Source organism: Bordetella tumbae (genome assembly GCF_965139195.1).
Lineage (GTDB): Bacteria > Pseudomonadota > Gammaproteobacteria > Burkholderiales > Burkholderiaceae_B > Bordetella_A > Bordetella_A tumbae.
Map to the genome: position 1 here is coordinate 1 of NZ_CBCSJH010000011.1, position 21,769 is coordinate 21,769.

Sequence of the window (21,769 nt, forward strand, 5' to 3'; positions counted from 1 at the left end):
GTCGGCATCCCCTTTACACGGCAGACCCCGGCGGTTTTAGAACACCAAGACCCCAAATCTAACCAGCACTATCCCCCATGCACTCACGATAAGCCCGATCCACCCGCTCCCACAAAGCAACCCCACGCTCACCGCCCACCTTCTCCAGCGACCGCCGCAACCGCAGCAGATTAGCCCGTCGCCGCTGCGCAGACACCCCTCCTGCCGTACCGCGATCGAAATCGATCAGCCAGGCCTGCCCCCGAGCATCCAGCAGAATATTGAAAGCGTTCAGATCCGCATGCCACACCCCCAACCGGTGCATAGCAGCGATCGCTGTAGCCACAGCATCCCACACAGGCTCATCCAACAAATGCGCCAACGGACGAACATCCGGAATCCGTTCAACAATGATCGCAGCCCGATACGTCAACCCATGGCGCCAATAGGCCGCAGCCAGCGGCGCCGGCACACTGAGCCCGCGCTCACGCATCATCGCCAGCAACCGATATTCCCGAAAACTGCGCGTGCGAGCCTCACCCTGCCAGAAATAGGCATCCCGGCTCACCTTGGCAACCAGTCCGCCTCTGCGGTACCCACGCAAGACCCCTTGCCAGCTGTCGCCCTCGACAAACCAGGCCGCCTGACGCCCACCCGCGTCCACCGGACGGGCACGACCGCCATAAAACGCCGGATCAAGCAGACGGGGATCGGGTACCCCTAAACGAACATCGCACAGCATGGCCCCCTCAGGCCGATCCTGCCAGGCCAGTCTCTGAATCGCCGATGCGTCCTGATCACGCTCAGCCGTCACGGTTACGCATCCAATCGGCAACGCCGTAAAAGGCCTCTAACAAACGATCGACCAACTCAGGAGACATTCCCTCGTCCTGCATCGCCCGGCCCATGCAGGCCAGCCACTGGTCACGCTCAACGCGGCCGATGGAAAACGGCAAGTGGCGGGCTCGCAAACGCGGATGCCCGTAGCGCTCTATGTAATAGTTAGGGCCGCCAAAATAACCACAGAGGAACAAAAAGAGCTTGTCGCGGGCGGAGTCCAGGCTGGGGCCATGCACGCCTCGCAGCACCGCGAAATCGGCCTCCATTTCCATCAAATCGTAAAAACGATCGACCAGCGAACGAATGGCAGGTTCGCCGCCCAGGGTCTCGAACAACGTGACCGAAGTTTCCAGCGACTCGGTCTTGGGTTGCACACGGGTAACAGTCATTGCATTTCTCGTAAAACCGGCGCGACAGCTTATCGCACCGGCGACAAATCAGATCAGGGCGTTGGACCTTGCACCGCGCCAGGCGACTACATCGCCACCCAGCGACTCAGGCCTCTCGCAACGTCAGCAAAGGCGGCGTACGCAATACCCCGCGCAACGCCAGCGCAGCGCCGCCCCAAGCGGCCAGCATACCGACACCCACACCGACCAGCCACGGCCAGACGCTCAACGTAATCCGAAAATCGAAAACATAGGTCGATAACGCCCAAGCAATCGTGCTGGCGCCTGCCGCGGCCAACAACCCCGCCAGCCCGCCAACCGCCAATACCTCCAATCGCTGAGCCCGCGCCAACTGATTACGCGTCGCCCCTAGCGCCCGCAACACGGCAGCCTCGCGGATGCGCTCGTCCCGCGTCGCCGTCAACGCCGCCGCCAGGACCAACACGCCCGCCATCAACGTAAAGATGAACAACAATTGCACAGCGGTGATGACCTGATCCAGCACCGACTGCAGTTGATTCAGAATCGAGCCCACGTCGAAAACTGTCAAATTGGGAAACTGCCGCAACAGTTCACGCGGCAACGCGGCCTGGTCGGCCGGCAGATGAAACGACGTAATCCAACTCTGCGGCAAACCCTCCAACGCAGCAGGCGACAGCACCGCAAAAAAGTTTACCTGCATCGAGTCCCAATCGACCGTGCGCGTCCCCGATACAGTGACATCGACCTGCTGGCCCGCGATATCAAAGGTCAGGACATCGCCAACAGATAAACCCAGCGTCTGCGCCAACCCCGATTCCAACGATACCTCGCGCGCCGCAGGATTGAGCCAACGGCCCTGCTCGATGCGATTGGCGGCAGGCAGTTGATCGCCATATGACAGGTTGAATTCGCGATCGACGAGTCGTTTGGCCCGAGGCTCCTCATAGTCGGCCGGGCCGACAGGGCTGCCATCAACGGCAACCAGACGGCCGCGAATCATGGGCCATAGCGTGGCCTTCTGTATGCCATGCGCGGTCAGGAAATCCTGCACCGGCTGGCGTTGATCAGGCTGAATATTGATCAGAAAGCGGTTCGGCGCATCGGGCGGCAACGTGCGCTGCCACCCCGCAACCAGGTCCGTGCGTGTCATGGCCAGCAACAAGAGCGCCATCAGCCCGATAGCCAACGCACAAACCTGGGTGATCGTCGCGGCACGGCGGCGCACCACTCCTGCCAATGCAAAACGCAGTGCCGGCATCCCTGCGGCCAGACCGCGCAACCGCGCCAGCCCCAGCACACACAACCAAGCGACCAACGCAAACGCTCCGAACGCCCCCAGAAAGCCGCCTGCGACCACCCCGCCTAAGCGCGCATTGCCTGCAAACCACCAGATCAACAGGGCAAAGCCCACGGCCCCAAAGACATACCCAATAACACTGCGAGCCCGCAGCGTATCGGCGTCGCGGCGCAACACCCGGGCGGGTGGCACATGACGCAACTGTGCCAGCGATGGCAAAGCGAATCCCAGCAATAGCAAAACGCCGGTGACCAGGCCCTGCAAGGCAGGCACGCCCGAGGGCGCAGGCAACTGAGTATCAATGAGACTGCCCAGGGCCAGCACCAGCCCTTGATGGACTGCGAACCCGATCAGACATCCCACCGCCGACGCGGCCAGCCCGACCAGGGTGAACTCCAGCACCAGCATCTGGCTGACTTGCCGCTGCACCGCCCCCAGGCAACGCATCACCGCGATCCCGTCACGATGCCGCATCATGAACCGCCCGGCAGCCAGGGCCACCGCCACCGCCGAAATCAACACGGCCAGCAGCGCCACCAGCGACAAAAAGCGCTGCGCACGATCCAAGGTGCGCTGCACCTCGGGACGGCCCGATTCCAGCGTGGCCAGCTTCTGCCCTCGCTGCAAATGCTCGCCCAGCCACGTGGAGTACGCCGCCACCGCGTCAGGCTCGCCGGCCGCCAGCAAGGCATAATCAATGCGGCTGCCCAGCGTCACCAGCCCAGTCGCAGCCAAATCGTCGGACCGCATCATCACGCGCGGCGCCACGTTCACAAACTGCATTCCCCGGTCGGGTTCATAAGTAATAACGCGCGCCACGCGAAACCGGCTGTCGCCCAGGCCGATCGTATCCCCGACATTGAGGCCCAGCAGCGCCAGCAACTGCGGGTCGGCCCACACCGTACCCGGCGCGGGGATATCGCGCGTCGCCGCCCCCTCGGTGTACGGATCATCAGCGACCCGCAAACTGCCGCGCAGCGGGTAGCCCGGCTCGACCGCCTTGAGCGATACCAGTTGCGCCCCATCGCCGGCACTGGCCATTGATGGAAACTGCAGGGTGCGGGACACCTCCAGCCCGCGGTCGCGCGCGGCCGCGATGAAATCGGCAGAGATGGGCTCGTCGGCATCGAGCAGCAGATCTGCCCCCAGCATCTGGCTGGCGTCGCGCTCCAACGCCCGGCCAACCCGGTCCGCCAGGAACCCCACACTGGTCACAGCAGCCACGGCCACCACCAAGGCCAGCACCAGCAACCGCAACTCGCCCGCGCGCGCATCGCGCATCATCATGCGAGCCCCTTGTGCCAGCGTGGCCAGAAAACGGCCTCTGCGTCCGCCGCGAGGCGGTGGCGCAGCGCTGCCTGGCGCCGGGTTTGTCTCGCGACGGTCCGACGGCGACGCCGCAGACGGTTGCGTATCGCGCGCAGGCCCCGACGGCTGCACAGAAGTAGGAGAATCAGGGAAATCCATCATTCCGCAATGGTAACCAATCGCCGTTTCAATGGCCGATTGTCAGGTGAATGCCGCTATCATGCCCGCTGGGCGTAACATGCGACCGACAACATTAGAATTCGTTCCCCCAACTAGGAGAAGACACCATGCGCAAGACTTGGCTTGCCGCCACGATTTTTGCCGCCTGCGCGGTAACCGCCGCGCTACCCGCCGCCGCTCAGAATACGCTGAAAATGGCTTATGCCCTCTCGACCTCGTCCCACTATGGGGCAGGCGCCGATGCCTTTGCCAAATCCATCGAAGCCTCGACCGGCGGCAAATACAAGGTCCAGCAATTCGCCAATAGCGCCCTGGGCGGCGAACGCGAAGTCATCGAGGGCCTGCAGATCGGCACCATCGACCTCGCCATTGTCTCGACGGGCGCGACCCTGAACTTTGTGCCGGAAACCGGCGTGTTCGACATTCCGTTCCTGTTGCGTGACCTGCAACACGCCCGTAATGTCCTGGACAGCCAGATTGGCCAGGACATGCTCGCCAAATTCCCCGACCGCGGCATCGTCGCCCTGGCTTGGGGCGAGCAGGGTTTCCGCCACCTGACCAACAACGTCCGCCCCGTGAAAACGCCGGCCGACGCCAAGGGCCTGAAAATCCGCACCACGGAAAACCCCATTCACATCACGGCTTTCCGCGCGATTGGCATTCTGCCCACGCCGATGGCGTGGCCCGAGGTCGCCACCGCCTTGCAACAAGGCACCATCGATGGACAGGAAAACCCGCTGTCGGTGATCACCTCGGCCAAGCTCTCGCAAGTCCAGAAATACCTGTCACTGACCGGCCACGTCTACGGCCCCGCCCTGGTGCTGATGTCGCCCAACGTCTATGACAGCCTGTCGGACGAGGACAAAGCCAAATTCAAAGAGGCAGGCAAGCTTTCCGCCCAGGCCATGCGCGACTACGTCGACAACATCGAGAAAACCGGCGTCGAACAACTGCGCAAGGAAGGCATGCAAGTCACCACGGACGTCGATCGCACTGCATTCGCCGCCGCGGTCGAACCCGCTTATCCCGAGTACTACAAAAAGTTCGACAAAAAGCTGATCGACGCGATCCGCGATACGAAGTAAGCCGACTGTCTCGGCCCGGCCGGGTTGCCTGCATGGTTTCCCGGCCTCACTTATTTGATATTCACTCTCTCACGTCCGCATTTGGAATTCACCATGCGTATGCTCAGTCTCGCCGAACGCGGCTTGTTCAAGACCGTATCGGTCATCGCGCAGATTTTGCTCGTCGCCTCGGCGGCGGCAGCCTTTTATCAAGTCATTGCACGCTTCATCCTGCAATCACCGGCAGACTGGAGCGAGGTGCTGACCCGCGCCCTGCTGATCTGGACCGTGCTGCTGGGCATCGCCCTGGCCTTTCGTCAAGGCGCGATGATCAGCGTCGAACTGCTGCACAACTTGCTCAAGGGCCGCAAGCAACGTTTGCTGGAACATCTCATCGCGATCATCTGCGTCGCATTCCTGGTATTCATCGCCTGGATCGGCGGCCAGATGACGTATCGCGTGCGTTTTCAAAACGTCCCCAGTCTGAACATCCCGATATCCTGGATTTACCTGGCTATTCCCGTCGGCGCATCGCTCGCCGCAATCGCGGTATTGGCGCGATGGATACTCGGCGCCGATGAGCCCGCCCCGGTGCGCAACGACGCCCAAGGCTGATTTCTCCTCATTCCTTTAGACGCATCGCATCCAGGCTTTCTGTCATGTCCCAACTAATGATTCTCACGATGCTGATCTTCTTCGGGCTCTCGGTGCCCGTAGCAGTCGCCATCGGACTGGCCAGCATCACCGGCGTATCGATCGCTGGGCTACCGTGGCTCGTGATCGCGCAACAACTCTATGCGGCGCTGGACAAATATCCCCTCGTCGCGGTTCCGTTCTTTATCCTGGCCGGCAATCTCATGGAGGCCGGCGGCATCTCGGAACGCATGGTCGAGTTCGCCAAAAGCGTGGTCGGCGGCATTCAAGGCGGTCTGGCCTGCACCTGCGTGCTGACCTGCATGATCTTTGCCGCCGTAGCGGGCTCCAGTGTCGCGACGACCTTTGCCGTAGGCGCGATCCTGATCCCGGCGATGATTCGTCACGGCTACCCTGCTCCCTTTGCCGCCTCGCTGCAGGCCAGCGCCGCCGAGCTCGGCGTCATCATTCCGCCGTCGATCCCGATGATTCTGTTTGCCGTATCCACCGATACCTCGACCGGCGAGCTGTTCATTGCAGGCGTGGTACCCGGCCTGCTTATCGGCGGCGCCTTGATGCTGTATGTCTGGCTCTACGCCAAACGCAACAATCTGGGCAAACGTGACGGCGAAGGCCGGCTGCCGCTATGGCCGGCATTCAAACGCGCCTGGCTGGCTCTCTTGATGCCGGTCATTATCCTGGGCGGCATCTACGGCGGTATCTTTACCCCCACCGAGGCCTCTGTAGTCGCAGTGATGTACGCCGTCATCGTCGGCAAGTTCGTCTACGGCAAGCTCAGCTTTCGCGCATTATCCGAGACCCTGCACCGCTCAGTCGTGTCGACCTCGGTGATCATGTTCATCATCGCCAACGCGGGGGTCTTCAGCTTCCTGCTCAACCGTGCCGGCGTGCCCGATGCATTGGGTGCTTGGCTAGCACAGCTCTTTCATGACAAGACCGCTTTCCTGCTCGGCGTGAATGCCGCCCTGTTCGTGATCGGGATGTTCATCGAGACGTCGGCCTCGGTCGTCGTGCTGGCCCCGTTACTGCTGCCCGTGGCTATGCAGTTCGGCATCGAACCCGTGCATTTCGGCGTCATCATGGTGGTCAACCTGGCGCTCGGCATGATTACCCCGCCCTTTGGTGTGAATCTGTTTGCCGCCTGCGCAGTGGCCAAGCTACCGCTGGAACGCATCGTCAAGCCCCTGATCCCGTTCGTACTCGTTGTGATCGCCTGCTTGATGGTGATCACCTATTGGCCAGGCTTGTCGCTGGGGCTGCGTGATTTGGTCTACGCAAAGTAAATGTAGTACCGTTTCAGGCGCTATGAACGTCCCTTTCCCCATCCGCCAGGAATGCCCGCCCGGGGCCTGTATCTGCGATCGCGAGCGATTGCTCGCCACGCCGGATGGGGACATCCGCATTCTGAGGCTCACCCGCGAAGAAGAAAAAAAACTGGTCGCACGCCTAGAAAACCTGAGCAGCCTGGAAGACCTGCGGCACATGCAGCAACGCATGCACGCATTGTTGGGCCTGTCTCTGACAGTGGCCCCGGGCCCGAACGAAGTCCGCACCGTACGAGGCCTGCAAATCGATATCGCCGACCAGCCCGGACTGTGCAACAAGACCCGGCAGACGCTGCCCGCTGCCATACGCCGCGGGCTGGATCGAAATCCCGCCATCGTATATGAGTTGCTGAACTCCTACGATTTGCTGGGCAGCACCTGACCAGAGCCGCCCGCCGGTCAACGTCCAGACCGCTTCAACGAAAATTCGACGCTCGGCCAAGCATACTGGCGACGCCCTGAAATTTTCGCCGAACACTGAACTTGACCACGACTGGCCTATATCCACTCCCTGCGCTCGAAAACTGGAATATCAGGCTCTTCGAGTCTGTGCGTGCAGCGCCCGACGCCTCTCACCTCTGCGTCTATCTGGGCAAGCTCATGACAGAGTTGCCCATCTATCTTGCCATTGCCGTGCTAGTGGTAGTGATCGTGCGCGAGCGTGACTGGCAGCCTGCCATCGCGATCGCCATCGCCCTGGCCTGTACCCGCCTGGTCGAATCCATCATCAAGCTATACGCCTATCACCCTCGTCCTTTTGCGGCGGGATTCGGGCCGGCCTTGGTTGAGCACGCCGCCAACAACTCCATGCCGAGCTCGCACGCCACATTCATCTGGACCATTGCAGCATCGATGGCGCTATACCGCCGCTGGAAAACAGCCGGTGTGCTGGCCGCTTTCGGCGCAATTGTCGCCTGGGCGCGCGTCTACACCGGACTGCATTGGCCGATGGACATGGCAGGATCCGCCGTGGTCTCTACGCTGTGTGCCTTAGTCGGAATGCTGGCACAACGGTCGATCCGCCGTCGTCGTTCTATATAGAACCGTCTATGCTCCGTTAAATCATAGACGGCTCCGAAAAACGCGGCCCCGATTTTCGCCACGTATCTTCCACGCTCTTCGCGCTCATAACCACAACTCGTCCGGCTCAATCCACGCGGATATTCACCGACTGCACCACGCCTGCCCATTTATCCAACTCGCTGCGAATGAAGGCACGCAACTCCTGCGGTGTACTCTGGGTCGGCACAGCCCCCTCTTTTTCAAAGTGTTGACGCAACGACGGCGAGGACATCGCCCGATTGACTGCGGCATTCAGCGTATCGATCACAGCCTGTGGCGTTCCCTTTGGGGCCAGCAACGCATTCCAGGTGTTGATGTCGTAGCCCTTGAATCCGGCGAGCTCTCCTAACGCCGGCACGTCGGGCAATTGCGGGGAGCGCTCGCTCGTCGTGACGGCTAGCGCCATCAGATTATTCGCACGGACCTGCGATATCGCACCTGGCAGGGTTGCAAAACTGAACTGCGCCTCACCCGTCATCACAGCCGTATTCGCCAACGCTCCGCCGCGATACGGCACGTGCACCAGATCCAGATGCGCCTGCTGGGCAAACATCGCGCCCGCCAAATGCACCGGGGACCCATTGCCGCTGGACGAATAATTCAATTGACCAGGCTTCGATTTCGCCAGAGCGACCAACTCGTCCACGCTCTTGATCTGCAGCTTTGGATTGGCAATCAGCAATAACGGAATCGATGCCACCATACCGACTGGCTCGAATCCGTTGATAGGGTCATAACCCAAGGTCCGTTTGTACAAAGCAGGATTAATCCCGTGGCTGGATACCGTAGCCATGAAGAGCGTATAGCCATCCGGCTTGGAATCCTGCACATACGATGCCGCGATGTTTCCCGCCGCGCCGGGTTTGTTCTCAATGATGATCGATTGTTTGAGCTCTTTACCCAATTGCTCGCCCAACACACGAGCCAGAATATCGGTCGTGCCGCCCGCGGCATAACCGACCACAATGCGTATGGGCTGCTGGGGATAGGCTGCCGAGGCTGCAGGCGCATTGCCCACGACCGCCGTCAACGTCAACGCCATCGCCGCACACCCTCTGAAGAAATTACGTGTCATGCGTGTCTCCGGATTATTGGTATTGAATTCATCCGGCATGCGACCGTGCACCGGTTCTCTATGCCAGACTCGCTCGCACTCCATGTCCCCACAGGGGGCTCTGCGCGTGGCGAGCGCACGCGTCCCTGCCAGGCAGATGCCCGGCATGAATCTCTACTTCGGCTGAAACGTTGATGCCGCTGACTCAGCGGCCGTGATCAGGTCCCGGTAAACACCGGCGGCCGTTTCTCGGCAAATGCCTTGCGCCCTTCGCGATAATCGTTGCTCTCAAAGCAGGCCATGACCAGCTCGCGCATCGCCTGCGTATCGACCTCTGGTCCCAGCTGCTGCAGCTGGCGTATCATTTTCTTGCCGGCGAACAAGGTCAGTGGCGCATTGGCGGAAATCTGCGATACGTAGTCCTGCACGATCTGATCCAGTTCCTCGGCAGGCGCGATTTGATGCAACAGGCCCCGGGCATGAGCCTCGCTGGCCGTGTAGCGCGCCGCCGTCAGAAAGATCTCCAACGCACGCGCCGGCCCCACCGCCGTCACGAGATTGCGTATTGCTGTCATTCGATAACCCAACCCCAGCTTGCCCGCAGGGATCGCAAATGAACTGTCATCCGAGGCAATGCGCAGGTCACAACACAGCGCGATGTTCAGCCCGCCGCCGATGCAGTACCCCTTGATGCGCGCAATGGTCGGTTTGTCGTAGTCGTACAGCGCCAGCTGCGCCGTCTCTGCGACTTTTTCATACGCCAGCACCGCGTCCTCGCCCGAGCGCAGCGTATCGAACTGCGAAATATTGGCGCCGCTGACAAAGGCCCGTTCACCGGCCCCGGTCAACACGACGACGCGTATGGCCGGATCCTCTGCGAATGCCTGCAACGCCTGCGGAATGGCATCCCACATAGCGAACGAGACCGCATTGTGGCGTCCCGGATCATTAAACGTAATCCATCCAGCAGCCCCACGTTTTTCAACAATGAGATTTTCAGTGATGCGGTCTTGCAGAATGCGTTCAGCGCTCATGATGCTTGTATCCTGATCTGGTGAAATCCGTGTGCCGTGGCAAAGCCATACCAATGAACCAATGCAAAAATCGATAAAGGACTATCCTCGCCCCGCTGACTCTGACTCTGTCGCACAGGCATTGCCTCGCAACAAGGCATGCCGACGCTGCATGCCATTGGTCAGATGCTCGCGCATCGCGGCGCGTGCGGCGTCGCTATCGCGCGCGGCGATAGCGTCAAAAATGCGATGATGCTCGGCTTCGATCTGGGCCACGCGGTCCGTGCCGGCACTGCTATAGCGCAACGTGCGAACGGCATCGCCGATCGCGCGGCCAAACAGCGACAACAGGCGGACGAAATACGGATTATTGGTGGCCTGGCACACCGCCATATGAAAATCCAGCGCGCGATCCGCGCCATGACGCCAGTCTTCGCCCGCCGCGTCCACGCGCAACAGCGCCTGGCGCAATGCCTCCAATTGAGCCTCTGTGCGCTGCTGAGCCGCCAATGCCGCCGCGCCCGCTTCGATTTCCACACGCAATTGGTACACATGCTCCAGGGCGTCTGCCTGCAATAGATCGGCCGGCAGAATTTCGAAATTGTGCGGCCCGGGCTCAGCCGCCACAAAACTGCCCACGCCACGCTTCGTTTCGATATACCCCGACAGTTTCAACCGCGCAATCGCCTCGCGCACCACGTTGCGGCTCACGCCGAACAACTGCGACAACTCGAACTCGGTAGGCAACCGCTGACCCGGCTCGAAAGCCTGGCTGATGATTTTCTGACGGATCTGCTGCGCGATCTCGTCAGGCAGGTTGTCAGGCCGGCTCAAGTTGTCGAACATTGATCCGGTCGTCGGTTTCGGATTGGCCATGAAAGTCCCGGCAAATAAGCGTGTGAGAACCGGATGTTGTCACACGACGCCAGCCGCACGCAAACGCTCGCAGGCCGCCGCATCCAGACCCAGCTCGCGCAGAATCTCGTCCGAATGCGCCCCCGTTTCCGGCGCGGCATGCACCGGCGGCATCTCAACATCACCGAATACGACCGGCGGCGCCATGATGTCGATGTCCCCGCGTTGCGGATGACGCACGCGCCGCGTCATGGCCAAATGCCGTACCTGCTCATTCTCGAATGCCGCATCCATCGACAGAATCGGCCCGCAGGGCACGCCCGCCGCATTCAAGCGCTCGATCCATTGCGCACTGCTGGCAGTCATCGTACGCGCGATGATTTCGCGATTCAGGTCCGCCCGGTTTTCCACTCGCAGTCCCGCCGACGCAAAACGCGGGTCCGCATTCATTTCCGGCATGCCCAGCACATCGCACAATCGCGCAAACATGCTGGACCCCATGGCCGCGATGTTGATATAGCCATCCGCCGTGGGATAGACGCCGGTGGGCGCGCTGGTGGGATGATCATTGCCTGATTGCCCAGGCACCTCACCATCGATCAACCAGCGCGTCGCCTGGAAATCCATCATCCAGACCTGAGCCTGCAATAGCGAGGTCTGCACCCATCGGCCCTGCCCCGACCGTTCACGATCCAGCAAGGCCATCATGATGCCAATCGCCGCAAACAGGCCCGCGCTCAAATCGGCCACGGGAATCCCTGCCCGCATGGGACCGCGTCCCGCCTCACCTGTCACCGACATCAGGCCGCTGAGCCCCTGGGCAATCTGATCCAACCCGGGACGGTCTGCATAGGGACCATCCTGGCCAAAGCCCGAAATACTGGCGTAGACCAGTCCCGGATTGATCTCGCGCAGCGACGCATAATCAATCCCGAGCTTGCGCTTGACCGAGGGCCGGTAGTTTTCCACCAGCACATCGGCGCGCTTGACCAGGTCCATGAAAATGGCCTTGCCCTCGGGATGCTTCAGGTTCAAGGTCAAACTGCGTTTGTTGCGATGCGTGTTCTGATAGTCGCTGAACTTGGCGGCGCCACCCGGCTTGTCGTCCTTGACCTCGCTAGGCTCTTCGATCTTGATGACATTCGCCCCCCAATCCGCAAACTGCCGGACGGCAGTCGGCCCCGAACGGACGCGCGACAGATCGAGTACGGTGAAGCGATCGAGGGGTGCAAAAATCATGGAGCTGTCTCAATATATTTGTAGGATGTTGGACATCCTACTTACCTTGATGGCCAATTTACATCATGGAAAACCCTCGATTGCTATGCCACCTTTCTGGCCCTCAGCAAGCGGTTGTCATCTCAAGTCGGCATCGTGTCACGTCGCTGATGCTCGACCCCCAAGATATTGAGCATGTCCGCCTCAACCACATAAAACAACCGATAGGGAAAACGGCGCAACGACCAAGTACGCAGTTGCCTGCCTTCCAGCAAATGCGCAAAGCGTAAAGAACCCATGCCCGGGCGTCTGGCCAAGATAGCGCACGCCGCTTGGAACTCAGTGACAAATTGCTCTGCCAGTGCCTCGGAAACTTTCCAGGCGTAATAATCTACGGCAGCCTCAATCTCAGCCGAGGCGTCCGGCTGAATGACAACCTGCAGCAAGATCAATCAGGCTGTTTGGACGGGAAACGGGCGCGCAAGCCAATGAAATATGACGCGTCAACGGGAATAGGCTGGCCGCTATTCATGCCTCTCGCCACTAAATCATAGACGCGCCGATCCTCTTCGCCCCGGGAACAGGGGCTTTCAGGAGGAGCGTCCGTAGCCATGGGGCCATCGGCGAGCTCGACAGATTTGATGTTCCGCGCTGACATGTGCATATATTACTCGGTTCGAGAAGACTGGAGTCAAGCGTGCCAGATCAAAAGCGAACGCCAAGACTCCGAAGAAATTCTCACACAAACCGAATGGCCTGTCTCGCGCATGAATGATCAATTCGTCACGCTTATGCGAATACCGACTCACGCGTAAGTAACGCGGTTCAGCCCTTGTCACTCACAGGCAACTCAATCGATAAGCACGCTCGTTACCCATGCCCGCCGAGATAAGCCTCTGCCAATTCGTCATTAGCTGCAATCTCCGCTGCCGTGCCTTGCGCCACGACATGCCCTCCTTCCATGACATAGGCACGATCGGCCAAGGCCAATGCCAACCCTGCCATCTGATCCACCAGCAAGATCGTCATGTTCTCGTCACGCAGACGATCCAACGCGGCAAACAGCTCGGCAATGACTTTAGGCGCCAAGCCCAGCGAGGGCTCATCCAGCAACAGCACACGCGGACGGCTCATCAAGCCGCGCGCCACAGCCAGCATCTGCTGTTCACCACCAGACAACAGGCCCGCGCGCTGATGCAAGCGCTCGCGCAATCGCGGAAATCGCTGCAGCATGCTTTCCACACGCGCCTCGCGATCCGTCTGATCCAGAAACGCTCCCAATCTGATGTTGTCCAGTACGGACAGCTCGGGGAAAACCTGACGGCCTTCGGGAACGAGCACCAACCCCAGGCCCACGATATCCTCTGCAGCGCGGCCCTCCAGTTGATGGCCATCGATATGCATTGCCCCCGACTGGCTGCTGTGCAGGCCGGCCAATGTACGCATCAACGTCGATTTGCCTGCGCCATTGGCGCCCAACAGCGCGACCATTTCTCCTGCACGTACTTGCAGGCTGATGCCATGCAATACGGGCTCGGCGCCATAGCCCGCCACCAGCGCATCGACGCCCAGCAGCTCCGCGCCAGGTGTTCGTGTCGCGCTTGATCCCTTGGAACCCACCTCGAGCGACTCGCCCAGATAGGCTTGCTTGACCGCCGGATCGTTCTGCACCTCGGATGGCGTCCCCACCGCCAGACGGCGCCCTGCGTCCAGCACCACCAGCTGATCCGAGATCGACATCACCAACGTCATGTCGTGTTCGACCAAGGCGACGCCTATGCCCGCATCCGCGATACGTCGCAACAGCGTTGCCAGACGATCTTTGTCTTCGCGAGACAGTCCTGCCGCAGGCTCGTCCAACAGCAACGCATCGGGATCCGTGGCCAATGCACGGGCAATTTCCACCAAACGGCGATCCACGTGCGCCAAGCCCGCCGCATTGATCGCAGGCGATCCCTCATAGCCGCAAAATGCCAGCAACGCCCTCGCCTGCTGGCGCACCGCCTCGCTGCGATACCGTCCCGATGCAAACAAGCCACCCAGACGGCCGCGGCTCATCGCCAAGGCAACGTTATCCTCGACGCTGAGCGTGCCAAACAATTGAGACGTTTGATACGTACGCGCTATACCGGCACGCGCGATACGGAATGCGGATAAACCCGCCAACGATTTGCTCCCCAACGTCACTTTGCCGGTCGAGGGCCGATAGAACCCGCTGAGCATGTTCAATGCCGTTGTTTTACCCGCACCGTTAGGACCGATCAGGCTTGTCACGGCGCCGACAGGGACACGCATCGATAACTCGCTGACGGCGCGCACGCCGCCAAAGGTGATACCGAGCCCATCTGCGGCCAACGACGCGCGTTCGCGTTGTGGCAGCGCCAGCGTGCCCGCATCAACAGGTGTCGAGACCCCGGCACGATGCCCAGAGGCTGAAGCAGCGGCAGCATTTATGGGCGTCCCGATAGCAGCAGTCGTCTCAGGCGCAACCTGGGCCGTTGTCATCGTGCCAGCAGCAGACTCGCCGTCAGCCAACTCGCTGACACCACCCACACGCGCCACGCCCTGAACCTTTGCAATCACCTGACGCCACAACCCCACCAGTCCCTCGGGCGCGACCCACAACACCAACAACAACAGCGCGCCAAAGAACAGCAACCGATAACTCTCCAACGATGCGAGCAACTCGGGCAACATCCCGACAATCAAGGCCCCCACAATAGGACCAACAATCGTCCCCGCGCCACCCACGATCACCACCAGCACGAACAGAATCGATTGCATGAAGCTGAACGTTTCCGCCGTCACGAAGCTGGACAATGGCGCAAACAACCCGCCCGCCAATCCAGCCGTCGCCGCCGACAAGGTGAACGCCACCGTTTTGACCACCAAGGGATTCAGTCCAATGGATTGCGCAGCGGTCTCGCTATCGTTCACGGCGCGCATCGCCGCGCCCCACGTCCCACGCGACAGCAAGGCATAGCCAATCATCAACACCGCGGCCGCCAACACCGCCAACACCGTCACGGTTTGCTCAGGCCCCCAACTCGCGACCAATTGCGGCGGCATGATGCCCATGATGCCGTTCTGCCCACCGGTCAGATCGGGCATCTCCACAATCGCGTGCTGCACGATGAAGCTGAACGCGATCGTGATCATCGCCAGGTACGGTCCCTTTACCCGCAACGCGGGCAATGCCAATACCGCGCCCAGCGCTGCCGCGATCAAGGTACCCGCCCCCCAAGCAGGCCAGAAACTCCAACCCGCCTTGGTCGTCAAAATCGCGACGGTGTAGGCGCCTATGGCATAGAACCCCACATGCCCGAAAGACACCTGTCCTGTCAGTCCCAACAACACATTCAGGCCAATCCCGACGATCGCAATCAACGCGATATTGGCCAGCACAAAGACGTAATAGCTATTGAGCGTGAACGCGAGCGCCAATGCCACGGCGACAAGCACCGCTCCTGCTGCAAGAGATTTGAGCTTCATACCTTCTTGACCTCTGCCCGTCCAAACAAACCATTGGGCCTGACGGCCAACACCACGATCACCAATGCGAACGTAATAATCTGCGTGTAGCCGGACCCTAGCGTGACCGTGACCATGGCTTCGGCAATACCAAAAATCAAACCGGCAAACATCACGCCCCATGCGCTGGAGATACCTCCGAGGATCGCCACGGCAAATGCCTTCAGGCCAAACAGCGTGCCCATATCGGCATTCACGTTGAACAAAGGCGCGATCAAGATGCCCGCGATACCGGCGAACACGGTCGACACCGCAAAGGCCGCCGCCACCGCGCGTTTTATGGGAATGCCCATCAAACGCGCCGCGTCACGGTTCTGCACCACGGCCAGCAACGCCGTACCCCAACGGGTACGCCGCGCCACCACATGCAGCGCGGCCGCCAGCGCAAAGCCTATCAACGGGATCAACAGCTGCAGCGGATAAACACCCAATCCCAGACCCGACACCTCGATCGGCGACACCGCCAGAGGCGAAGGCAAACTGCGAGGCTCCTTGCCAAAGGTATGCATCACCACGTTGTCCAGCACAATGCCCAACGCCACCGTAGACATCAGCCAGGCGTTGGACCCACGAGAGGCAAACGGTCTCACCGCCAGGAACTCCACCAGCAAGCCATACAACGCGCAGCACAGCAACGCCAACACAATGGCAGGCCCCATTCCCCATCCCAGCGTCTGGGCAAAGGTAAAGCACAGCACAGCGCCCAACATCATTGAGCTGCCCTGCGCAAAATTGACCGTACCCGAAACAGAATGGGTCACATGAAAGCCCAGTGCCATCAGGCCATACATGCTGCCCAGGCCCAGTCCACTGATTAGCGCCGCTAGTAACTGCATTAAAGGCTCCGACCGATTACGTTATTTCGCCAGCCCGACGGGCAAGATGCGGTTATCAATGAACTGCGCCCAGACGTAGTCCTGTGCGGTCAATGCGTCATGCACCTCGGGCGAGAACGGCTGCTTGTATTGCTTGATCAAGCCGTCGTAGTTGTCGATCTTGTAAAAACCCTCGCGAATCGCATTGCCGTCGGTGGAACCCGCCTTTTGAATCGCCAATGCCGTCAACTGCATCGCGTCATAGGCATTCGCAACGCCCACGGCCGGTGTGATGTCTTCAGGTCCCTTGATGTTGGAGTACTTGGCTTTCAGCGCCGTGATGACCTTTTCGCCGACCGGCGATTGCTTGCCAAAGAAGCTATACGTCTGCACGAAATGCACTTCCTTGGCATTGGGGCCAGCGAGCTCGGTAAACCGGCCGCCGGCAGGTCCCCAGTGCGACACCACGGGCACTTTCCACCCCATGCGATCCAACGATTTCACAACCTGTGCGGAGGGACCGACGTTACCCACGAGGAACAACGCATCGGCGCCCGCGGCTTTCAACCGCGTCAATTGCGGCACGACATCGACGTCGTTGCCCTCGAATTTCTCGCTGCCGACAGGCTTGATGCCTTTGGCCGCCAAGGCCGCAACCAGCCCTCTTTCATTCGACTCGCCCCACGGATTGTTCACCATGATCAGACCGAACTTCGAGGCGTTGAAAGTCTTTTGCGCATAGTCCACCATCGCGACATCGACGACCTCGTCAACCGCGGAAACACGGAATACGTAGTTAGGATTCGCGCCGTTCTTGGTGATCGGCGTGCCTGCGGCCCATGGGCCGATAAAGGGCATTTTGGCTTGATTGACCAACGGCACGATCGCCATGGATACCGGCGTATCCAGACCGCCAAAAATCGCAGCGACTTTTTCCTTGTAGATCAACTCGCGTGCAGCGACCACGCCCTTGGCAGGATTGGCTTCATCATCACGGCGCACCAGCTCCAGCTTGCGGCCGTCCAGCAAACCGCCTTTTGCATTGATCTCGTCGATGGCGACCTGCATTCCACGAGTGATGGCCTCCCCCGCCAACGCTGACTGCCCGGACAACGCAGTGATCAAACCAATCTTGATCGGCTCGGCAGCCTGCGCGCCGGCCCCCAACCCCGCACAAAACAGGGCGATAGTCGTGCAGACAAATGTGCGGCGAGAAAAGCGAGACATGGATTGCTCCCGAAAGTGGTGGTAGTCAAAGGCGCTGAAGTGGCCCTGCCCTGCACTCAAGCAAAAGCCATGCCAATTGTTTTTTTCTGCCACCATCCTGGCACGCTGTTTGCTTATTTCCGTATGAGTTTTTGTCGGCAATCCATATGGAGTTATTGCCGACAATCTTTGGAAATCATGCGGTCAGAATAGGTTGAAGCACGACATGCCGGCCTCTCTGAGCCCATCACGATTGCAGTTCTTATGCACCGAATTGGCGCATCAAATGGGAGAAAACGATGCACGACGCACCACAACAGCACACCGCTCACGACGCGAATGATCCCGGCGCCTTGGTCGATACCTACCTGATCACACTGATGAAACCCGACCCCGAAGGCGCTCGCCGATACGTCAGCGACGATCTGCGTATTCGCTTCACAGGCGGCCGCGAGATGCGCGACCCATCGGAATGCACCGCATTTAACAAGGCACGCTATGCCTGGGTGAAAAAAAGTTTTGAATCCACGGACGTGATCGCAGGAGCCACCGCAGACCATGCCGTGGTCTACAACCGTGGCACGCTATATGGAGAATGGTTGGACGGCACACCATTCGAAGGCAACCGTTATGTCGACCGCTACGTCGTGCGCAACGGCCTGATCACGGAAATGGACGTCTGGAACGACAGTGCGGAATGGATGCTGGTCCGGGCAGGATTGGCCACACTTTGAATCGCAGGATACTCAACCATGCCGGCCATTGATTTCGCCCCTCCCGACCACACATCACATACGGACAGCACATTCGGCTTGTTGCCCAGCCACCATCGGTTCGATTATTCGCCGATTCACCGCCGTCAGGACTATTCATGGCCACGCGGTGCCAGGCTCGCCGTCTATCTGGGATTCAACCTGGAACACTTTGCCTTTGGCAGCGGCATGGGCGCAAAACTGGGCGCCAGTTTCAACGAGCCCGATGTCCTGAACTACACCTGGCGCGAATACGGTAATCGCGTCGGCGCCTGGCGCTGCCTCGATCTTTTCGACAGTTTCGACCTGCCCGCCGGCATCGTTGCCAATACCGCGATCCTCGACCACTGCCCCGAGCTCATCCACGCCTGCGTCGCCCGCGGCGACGAAATGATCGCGCATGGGCACACCAATGCCGAACAACAGGGCACCTACACAGAGGCCGCCGAGCGCGCGCTGCTGAGCCATTGCGCTGAGCGCTTTGAACGGGTTGCCGGTGTACGTCCCGGCGGATGGTTATCCCCATGGATCGCCGAGTCTCATCTGACGCCAGACCTGCTGGCCGAGACAGGCTATCGCTATACGCTGAACTGGTGCCACGACGATCAACCCACACAGCTACGCACGCGCGGCGGATCATCGCTATGGTCCGTACCCTATCCCCAAGAAGTCAACGACATCCCCATGATCGTCGCGCGTCACATGGATGGCAAAGACTTCGCGCAACTGATCATCGACAACTTCGATGAAATGCTTGAACAATCGCAACGGCAACCCTTGGTGATGGGCATAGCCTTGCATCCTTATCTCGTCGGGCAACCGTACCGCTTGCGGCACCTGCGCCGCGCGCTGGCGCACATTGCCCATCATCGCGATCGCGGCGAGGTGTGGTTCACCACACCCGGTGCTATTTGCGCCCACGTCGATACACTCACTCAGGAATCTGCAGCATGAACTCATCCTCAAACGCTACCACGCTACCTTTCGACGACACCGTAGGCGCGTGGGTACCGCACGGCCGATTCAGCCTCGCACCTACCGGCAGCGGCCTCTTGAACGGCTTGAGTTTCGCTGCCAAAGACCTGTTCGACGTGGCAGGCCACCGTACTGGCGCAGGCAACCCTTCATGGTTGGACACCCATGGACCCGCCACTGCGCATAGTCCGCTGATCACGCAGTTGCTGACCGCTGGCGCGACCTTGCACGGCAAAACGCTGACCGACGAGCTGGCCTACAGCATTCAAGGCGAAAACGTCCACTATGGCACGCCACTCAATACGCGCGCCCCCGACCGCGTCCCCGGCGGATCGTCCAGCGGTTCAGCCTCCGCCGTCGGAGCGGGACTAGTTGATTTTGCACTGGGGACCGACACAGGAGGCTCCACTCGCGTGCCAGGCAGTTATTGTGGCCTCTGGGGACTGCGCACGACACATGGCTTGCTCAGCGCAGAGCGCGTCGTCCCGCTATCGCCACTGTTTGACACGATGACGTGGCTCGCCAGCCGTGCCGAGGTTTTCCTGCGCGTTGGCGATGTCCTGATGCCTGGTTCAAACGATATCGCGTGGCGTGGCGCCGTCGTACTCACCGACGCCTGCGCACAGGCCGACGCCGCCTTTGCCCCCTTGATCGACAAAGTCACTGATACCCTGCAAGGCCACTTTGGCCTGCCCATCAGTCATGCTCCCACCTCGGACACCGAGTTGGAAATCTGGCGGCAGACCTATGTCACCGTGTCGGCCTACGATGCGTGGCAAACCCACAAGGATTGGATAACCACCGCCCGCCCCACCTTCGGCGCCGCCATCGAGGGGCGCTGGCAGGCGGCAGCAAACGTCAGCGCAGAGGCCGCGGCCACGGCGCAATCGCGGCAAGCCGGCCTGCGCGAACAGATTCGCACCTTGCTGGGCGCGGATCGCATCGCCATTCTGCCCTCGGCCTCCAGCGCCGCGATTTCCCTCACCGCCGATCCAGCGACCGTGGATGCCATCCGCGCCAACACCTTTCGCATCACGTCGATCGCTGGCCTGGCCGGACTGCCGCAAGTCAACATTCCTTTTATCGGCGAGGACGGTTTGCCTGCGGGCATCTCGCTGCTGGGCCCTGCAGGTAGCGATCTGGCACTGATCCGCCTGGCCATCGCTGCCGGGCAACAACTTTCCGCATTAGGTACGCGCGATGCCTGAAGACCGCAGCCCTCCTACACGAGGCCGTCCCAGGGTACGGCCCGCGGCACTGCCTGCGCCGAACCTGGACACCCTCGACGACACCGAGACACGCATCTACCAATCCGTGGTCAGTGGCGTCATGAGCCAGCGCCTGCGGCCCGGCACCAAGCTCCCCGAGGCGGCCTTATGCGAATTATTCGGCGTGGGCCGCAGCATCGTACAAAAAGCGTTGCAACGCCTGGCCCACGACCACGTCGTCGAGCTGCGCCCCAATCGCGGGGCCATCGTCGCCATGCCCACGCGCGAAGAAATAGGCAAGCTCTTCGAAGCACGCCGGGCGCTCGAGGCAGCGATCCTGCCCTTGGTCGCCCAATCCGCCACGCGTGCCGATTACGCCGCATTGCGCCGCCAACTGCGCGACGAACACCGCGCCATGCATCACGCGCCGCAGACAGAATGGGCGCGCCTGGCCAGCGCATTTCACCTGAAACTCGGCGAGCTTTCACGCAACCCGCTATTGGCACGCTATCTGATGGAGGTCATCTCACGCTGCGCCCTCGTCGTCGCGATCTTTCAACCGCCCGGCAATGCCACCTGCGAGCATGACGAGCACGCCCGGGTTGTCGAGTACTTGGAACAGGGCAAGATTGCCCAGGCGGTCCAAGAGATGGACCACCATCTGCGAGAACTGGAATCCCATATCCACCTGGACGAAGAGCAGACGGAATTGAGCCTGGCGGATATGTTGGGGTTAGGTTGACGCAGTGACCTTTTTGTCACATATGCCTTGCATATGCCATGCATAACTGGCAAAATAACATATGCCTAGCATATGCAAAGGACCAGCCATGCGAACTGTTTCGATTTTCAAGAACGGTAAAAACCAAGCTATCCGTCTTCCTAACGATATGGCCTACGAAGGTGTGGGCGAATTAGAGATCACCCGAAATGGAGACGTGATCACCTTGCGTCCAGTGCGTCCGAGCTGGCTATCCCTGGCCGAGCTGCCCGCCGCGGATCAGGACTTTCTACAAGAGCGTCCGGCCGTCGTCAACGATGAAGGCAGGTTCACACTGTGAC

At 60.4% G+C, this 21,769-nt stretch carries 21 protein-coding genes; 10 read left to right on the forward strand and 11 right to left on the reverse strand.

Features of this window, described 5'->3' with window-relative positions; genetic code table 11:
* Window positions 1-58: 58 nt before the first annotated feature.
* The 3 genes from ACNA0J_RS13735 to ACNA0J_RS13745 all read right to left on the reverse strand — a co-directional run bounded on the left by ACNA0J_RS13735 (window position 59) and on the right by ACNA0J_RS13745 (window position 3,774).
* Window positions 59-721, reverse strand: a complete 663-nt coding sequence (locus tag ACNA0J_RS13735; RefSeq protein ID WP_415819579.1) for a 3-deoxy-D-manno-octulosonic acid kinase — start codon at window positions 719-721, stop codon at window positions 59-61.
* Between the two features lie 61 nt (window positions 722-782).
* The gene (locus ACNA0J_RS13740) at window positions 783-1,208 is read right to left on the reverse strand and encodes a group II truncated hemoglobin (RefSeq protein WP_415819429.1); all 426 of its coding nucleotides are present in this window, start codon (window positions 1,206-1,208) and stop codon (window positions 783-785) included.
* 106 nt (window positions 1,209-1,314) lie between these two features.
* A complete protein-coding gene (locus ACNA0J_RS13745) occupies window positions 1,315-3,774 on the reverse strand; it encodes an ABC transporter permease (protein WP_415819580.1) in 2,460 nt (819 codons plus the stop codon).
* Between the two features lie 308 nt (window positions 3,775-4,082).
* Between ACNA0J_RS13745 and ACNA0J_RS13750 the strand changes: the two genes are divergently transcribed.
* From ACNA0J_RS13750 to ACNA0J_RS13770, 5 genes are all read left to right on the forward strand, one after another.
* Window positions 4,083-5,060, forward strand: a complete 978-nt coding sequence (locus ACNA0J_RS13750; protein ID WP_415819430.1) for a TRAP transporter substrate-binding protein — start codon at window positions 4,083-4,085, stop codon at window positions 5,058-5,060.
* Window positions 5,061-5,153: 93 nt separating this feature from the next.
* Complete coding sequence (locus ACNA0J_RS13755; RefSeq protein WP_415819431.1) at window positions 5,154-5,654, forward strand: TRAP transporter small permease; 501 nt, start codon at window positions 5,154-5,156, stop codon at window positions 5,652-5,654.
* A 44-nt stretch (window positions 5,655-5,698) separates the two neighbouring features.
* The gene (locus ACNA0J_RS13760; RefSeq protein ID WP_415819432.1) at window positions 5,699-6,976 is read left to right on the forward strand and encodes a TRAP transporter large permease; all 1,278 of its coding nucleotides are present in this window, start codon (window positions 5,699-5,701) and stop codon (window positions 6,974-6,976) included.
* A gap of 22 nt (window positions 6,977-6,998) precedes the next feature.
* Window positions 6,999-7,400, forward strand: coding sequence for a hypothetical protein (locus ACNA0J_RS13765; protein WP_415819433.1), 402 nt, complete (start codon window positions 6,999-7,001; stop codon window positions 7,398-7,400).
* Between the two features lie 101 nt (window positions 7,401-7,501).
* Window positions 7,502-8,059, forward strand: coding sequence for a phosphatase PAP2 family protein (locus ACNA0J_RS13770; RefSeq protein ID WP_415819434.1), 558 nt, complete (start codon window positions 7,502-7,504; stop codon window positions 8,057-8,059).
* A 106-nt stretch (window positions 8,060-8,165) separates the two neighbouring features.
* On the opposite strand, the gene ACNA0J_RS13775 is transcribed toward ACNA0J_RS13770, so the two are convergent.
* From ACNA0J_RS13775 to ACNA0J_RS13810, 8 genes are all read right to left on the reverse strand, one after another.
* Window positions 8,166-9,155 (reverse strand): Bug family tripartite tricarboxylate transporter substrate binding protein, encoded by a 990-nt coding sequence (locus ACNA0J_RS13775; RefSeq protein ID WP_415819435.1) that lies wholly within the window; start codon window positions 9,153-9,155, stop codon window positions 8,166-8,168.
* Between the two features lie 197 nt (window positions 9,156-9,352).
* Window positions 9,353-10,168 (reverse strand): enoyl-CoA hydratase, encoded by an 816-nt coding sequence (locus ACNA0J_RS13780; protein ID WP_415819436.1) that lies wholly within the window; start codon window positions 10,166-10,168, stop codon window positions 9,353-9,355.
* Between the two features lie 81 nt (window positions 10,169-10,249).
* Window positions 10,250-11,023 carry a FadR/GntR family transcriptional regulator gene (locus ACNA0J_RS13785; RefSeq protein WP_415819437.1) on the reverse strand — a complete coding sequence of 258 codons (774 nt, stop codon included), beginning with the start codon at window positions 11,021-11,023 and terminating at the stop codon, window positions 10,250-10,252.
* 39 nt (window positions 11,024-11,062) lie between these two features.
* The gene (locus ACNA0J_RS13790) at window positions 11,063-12,241 is read right to left on the reverse strand and encodes a CaiB/BaiF CoA transferase family protein (protein ID WP_415819438.1); all 1,179 of its coding nucleotides are present in this window, start codon (window positions 12,239-12,241) and stop codon (window positions 11,063-11,065) included.
* Window positions 12,242-12,363: 122 nt separating this feature from the next.
* Window positions 12,364-12,666, reverse strand: coding sequence for a type II toxin-antitoxin system RelE/ParE family toxin (locus ACNA0J_RS13795; RefSeq protein WP_415819439.1), 303 nt, complete (start codon window positions 12,664-12,666; stop codon window positions 12,364-12,366).
* A gap of 424 nt (window positions 12,667-13,090) precedes the next feature.
* Window positions 13,091-15,712 carry a branched-chain amino acid ABC transporter ATP-binding protein/permease gene (locus ACNA0J_RS13800; protein WP_415819440.1) on the reverse strand — a complete coding sequence of 874 codons (2,622 nt, stop codon included), beginning with the start codon at window positions 15,710-15,712 and terminating at the stop codon, window positions 13,091-13,093.
* The gene (locus ACNA0J_RS13805; protein ID WP_415819441.1) at window positions 15,709-16,587 is read right to left on the reverse strand and encodes a branched-chain amino acid ABC transporter permease; all 879 of its coding nucleotides are present in this window, start codon (window positions 16,585-16,587) and stop codon (window positions 15,709-15,711) included. Before ACNA0J_RS13805 ends, ACNA0J_RS13800 begins: the two co-directional genes overlap by 4 nt.
* A gap of 21 nt (window positions 16,588-16,608) precedes the next feature.
* Complete coding sequence (locus ACNA0J_RS13810; RefSeq protein ID WP_415819442.1) at window positions 16,609-17,793, reverse strand: ABC transporter substrate-binding protein; 1,185 nt, start codon at window positions 17,791-17,793, stop codon at window positions 16,609-16,611.
* 278 nt (window positions 17,794-18,071) lie between these two features.
* Here ACNA0J_RS13810 and ACNA0J_RS13815 point away from each other — a divergent pair, with 278 nt between their 5' ends.
* From ACNA0J_RS13815 to vapB, 5 genes are all read left to right on the forward strand, one after another.
* Window positions 18,072-18,506, forward strand: a complete 435-nt coding sequence (locus tag ACNA0J_RS13815; RefSeq protein ID WP_415819443.1) for a nuclear transport factor 2-like protein — start codon at window positions 18,072-18,074, stop codon at window positions 18,504-18,506.
* Between the two features lie 18 nt (window positions 18,507-18,524).
* Complete coding sequence (locus ACNA0J_RS13820) at window positions 18,525-19,478, forward strand: polysaccharide deacetylase family protein (protein ID WP_415819444.1); 954 nt, start codon at window positions 18,525-18,527, stop codon at window positions 19,476-19,478.
* The gene (locus ACNA0J_RS13825) at window positions 19,475-20,707 is read left to right on the forward strand and encodes an amidase (protein WP_415819445.1); all 1,233 of its coding nucleotides are present in this window, start codon (window positions 19,475-19,477) and stop codon (window positions 20,705-20,707) included. The genes ACNA0J_RS13820 and ACNA0J_RS13825 overlap by 4 nt, the downstream gene beginning before the upstream one ends.
* Window positions 20,700-21,449, forward strand: a complete 750-nt coding sequence (locus tag ACNA0J_RS13830; protein WP_415819446.1) for a GntR family transcriptional regulator — start codon at window positions 20,700-20,702, stop codon at window positions 21,447-21,449. The genes ACNA0J_RS13825 and ACNA0J_RS13830 overlap by 8 nt, the downstream gene beginning before the upstream one ends.
* Before the next feature lie 88 nt (window positions 21,450-21,537).
* Window positions 21,538-21,768 carry a type II toxin-antitoxin system VapB family antitoxin gene (gene vapB, locus ACNA0J_RS13835; RefSeq protein ID WP_415819447.1) on the forward strand — a complete coding sequence of 77 codons (231 nt, stop codon included), beginning with the start codon at window positions 21,538-21,540 and terminating at the stop codon, window positions 21,766-21,768.
* Window position 21,769 lies beyond the last annotated feature (1 nt).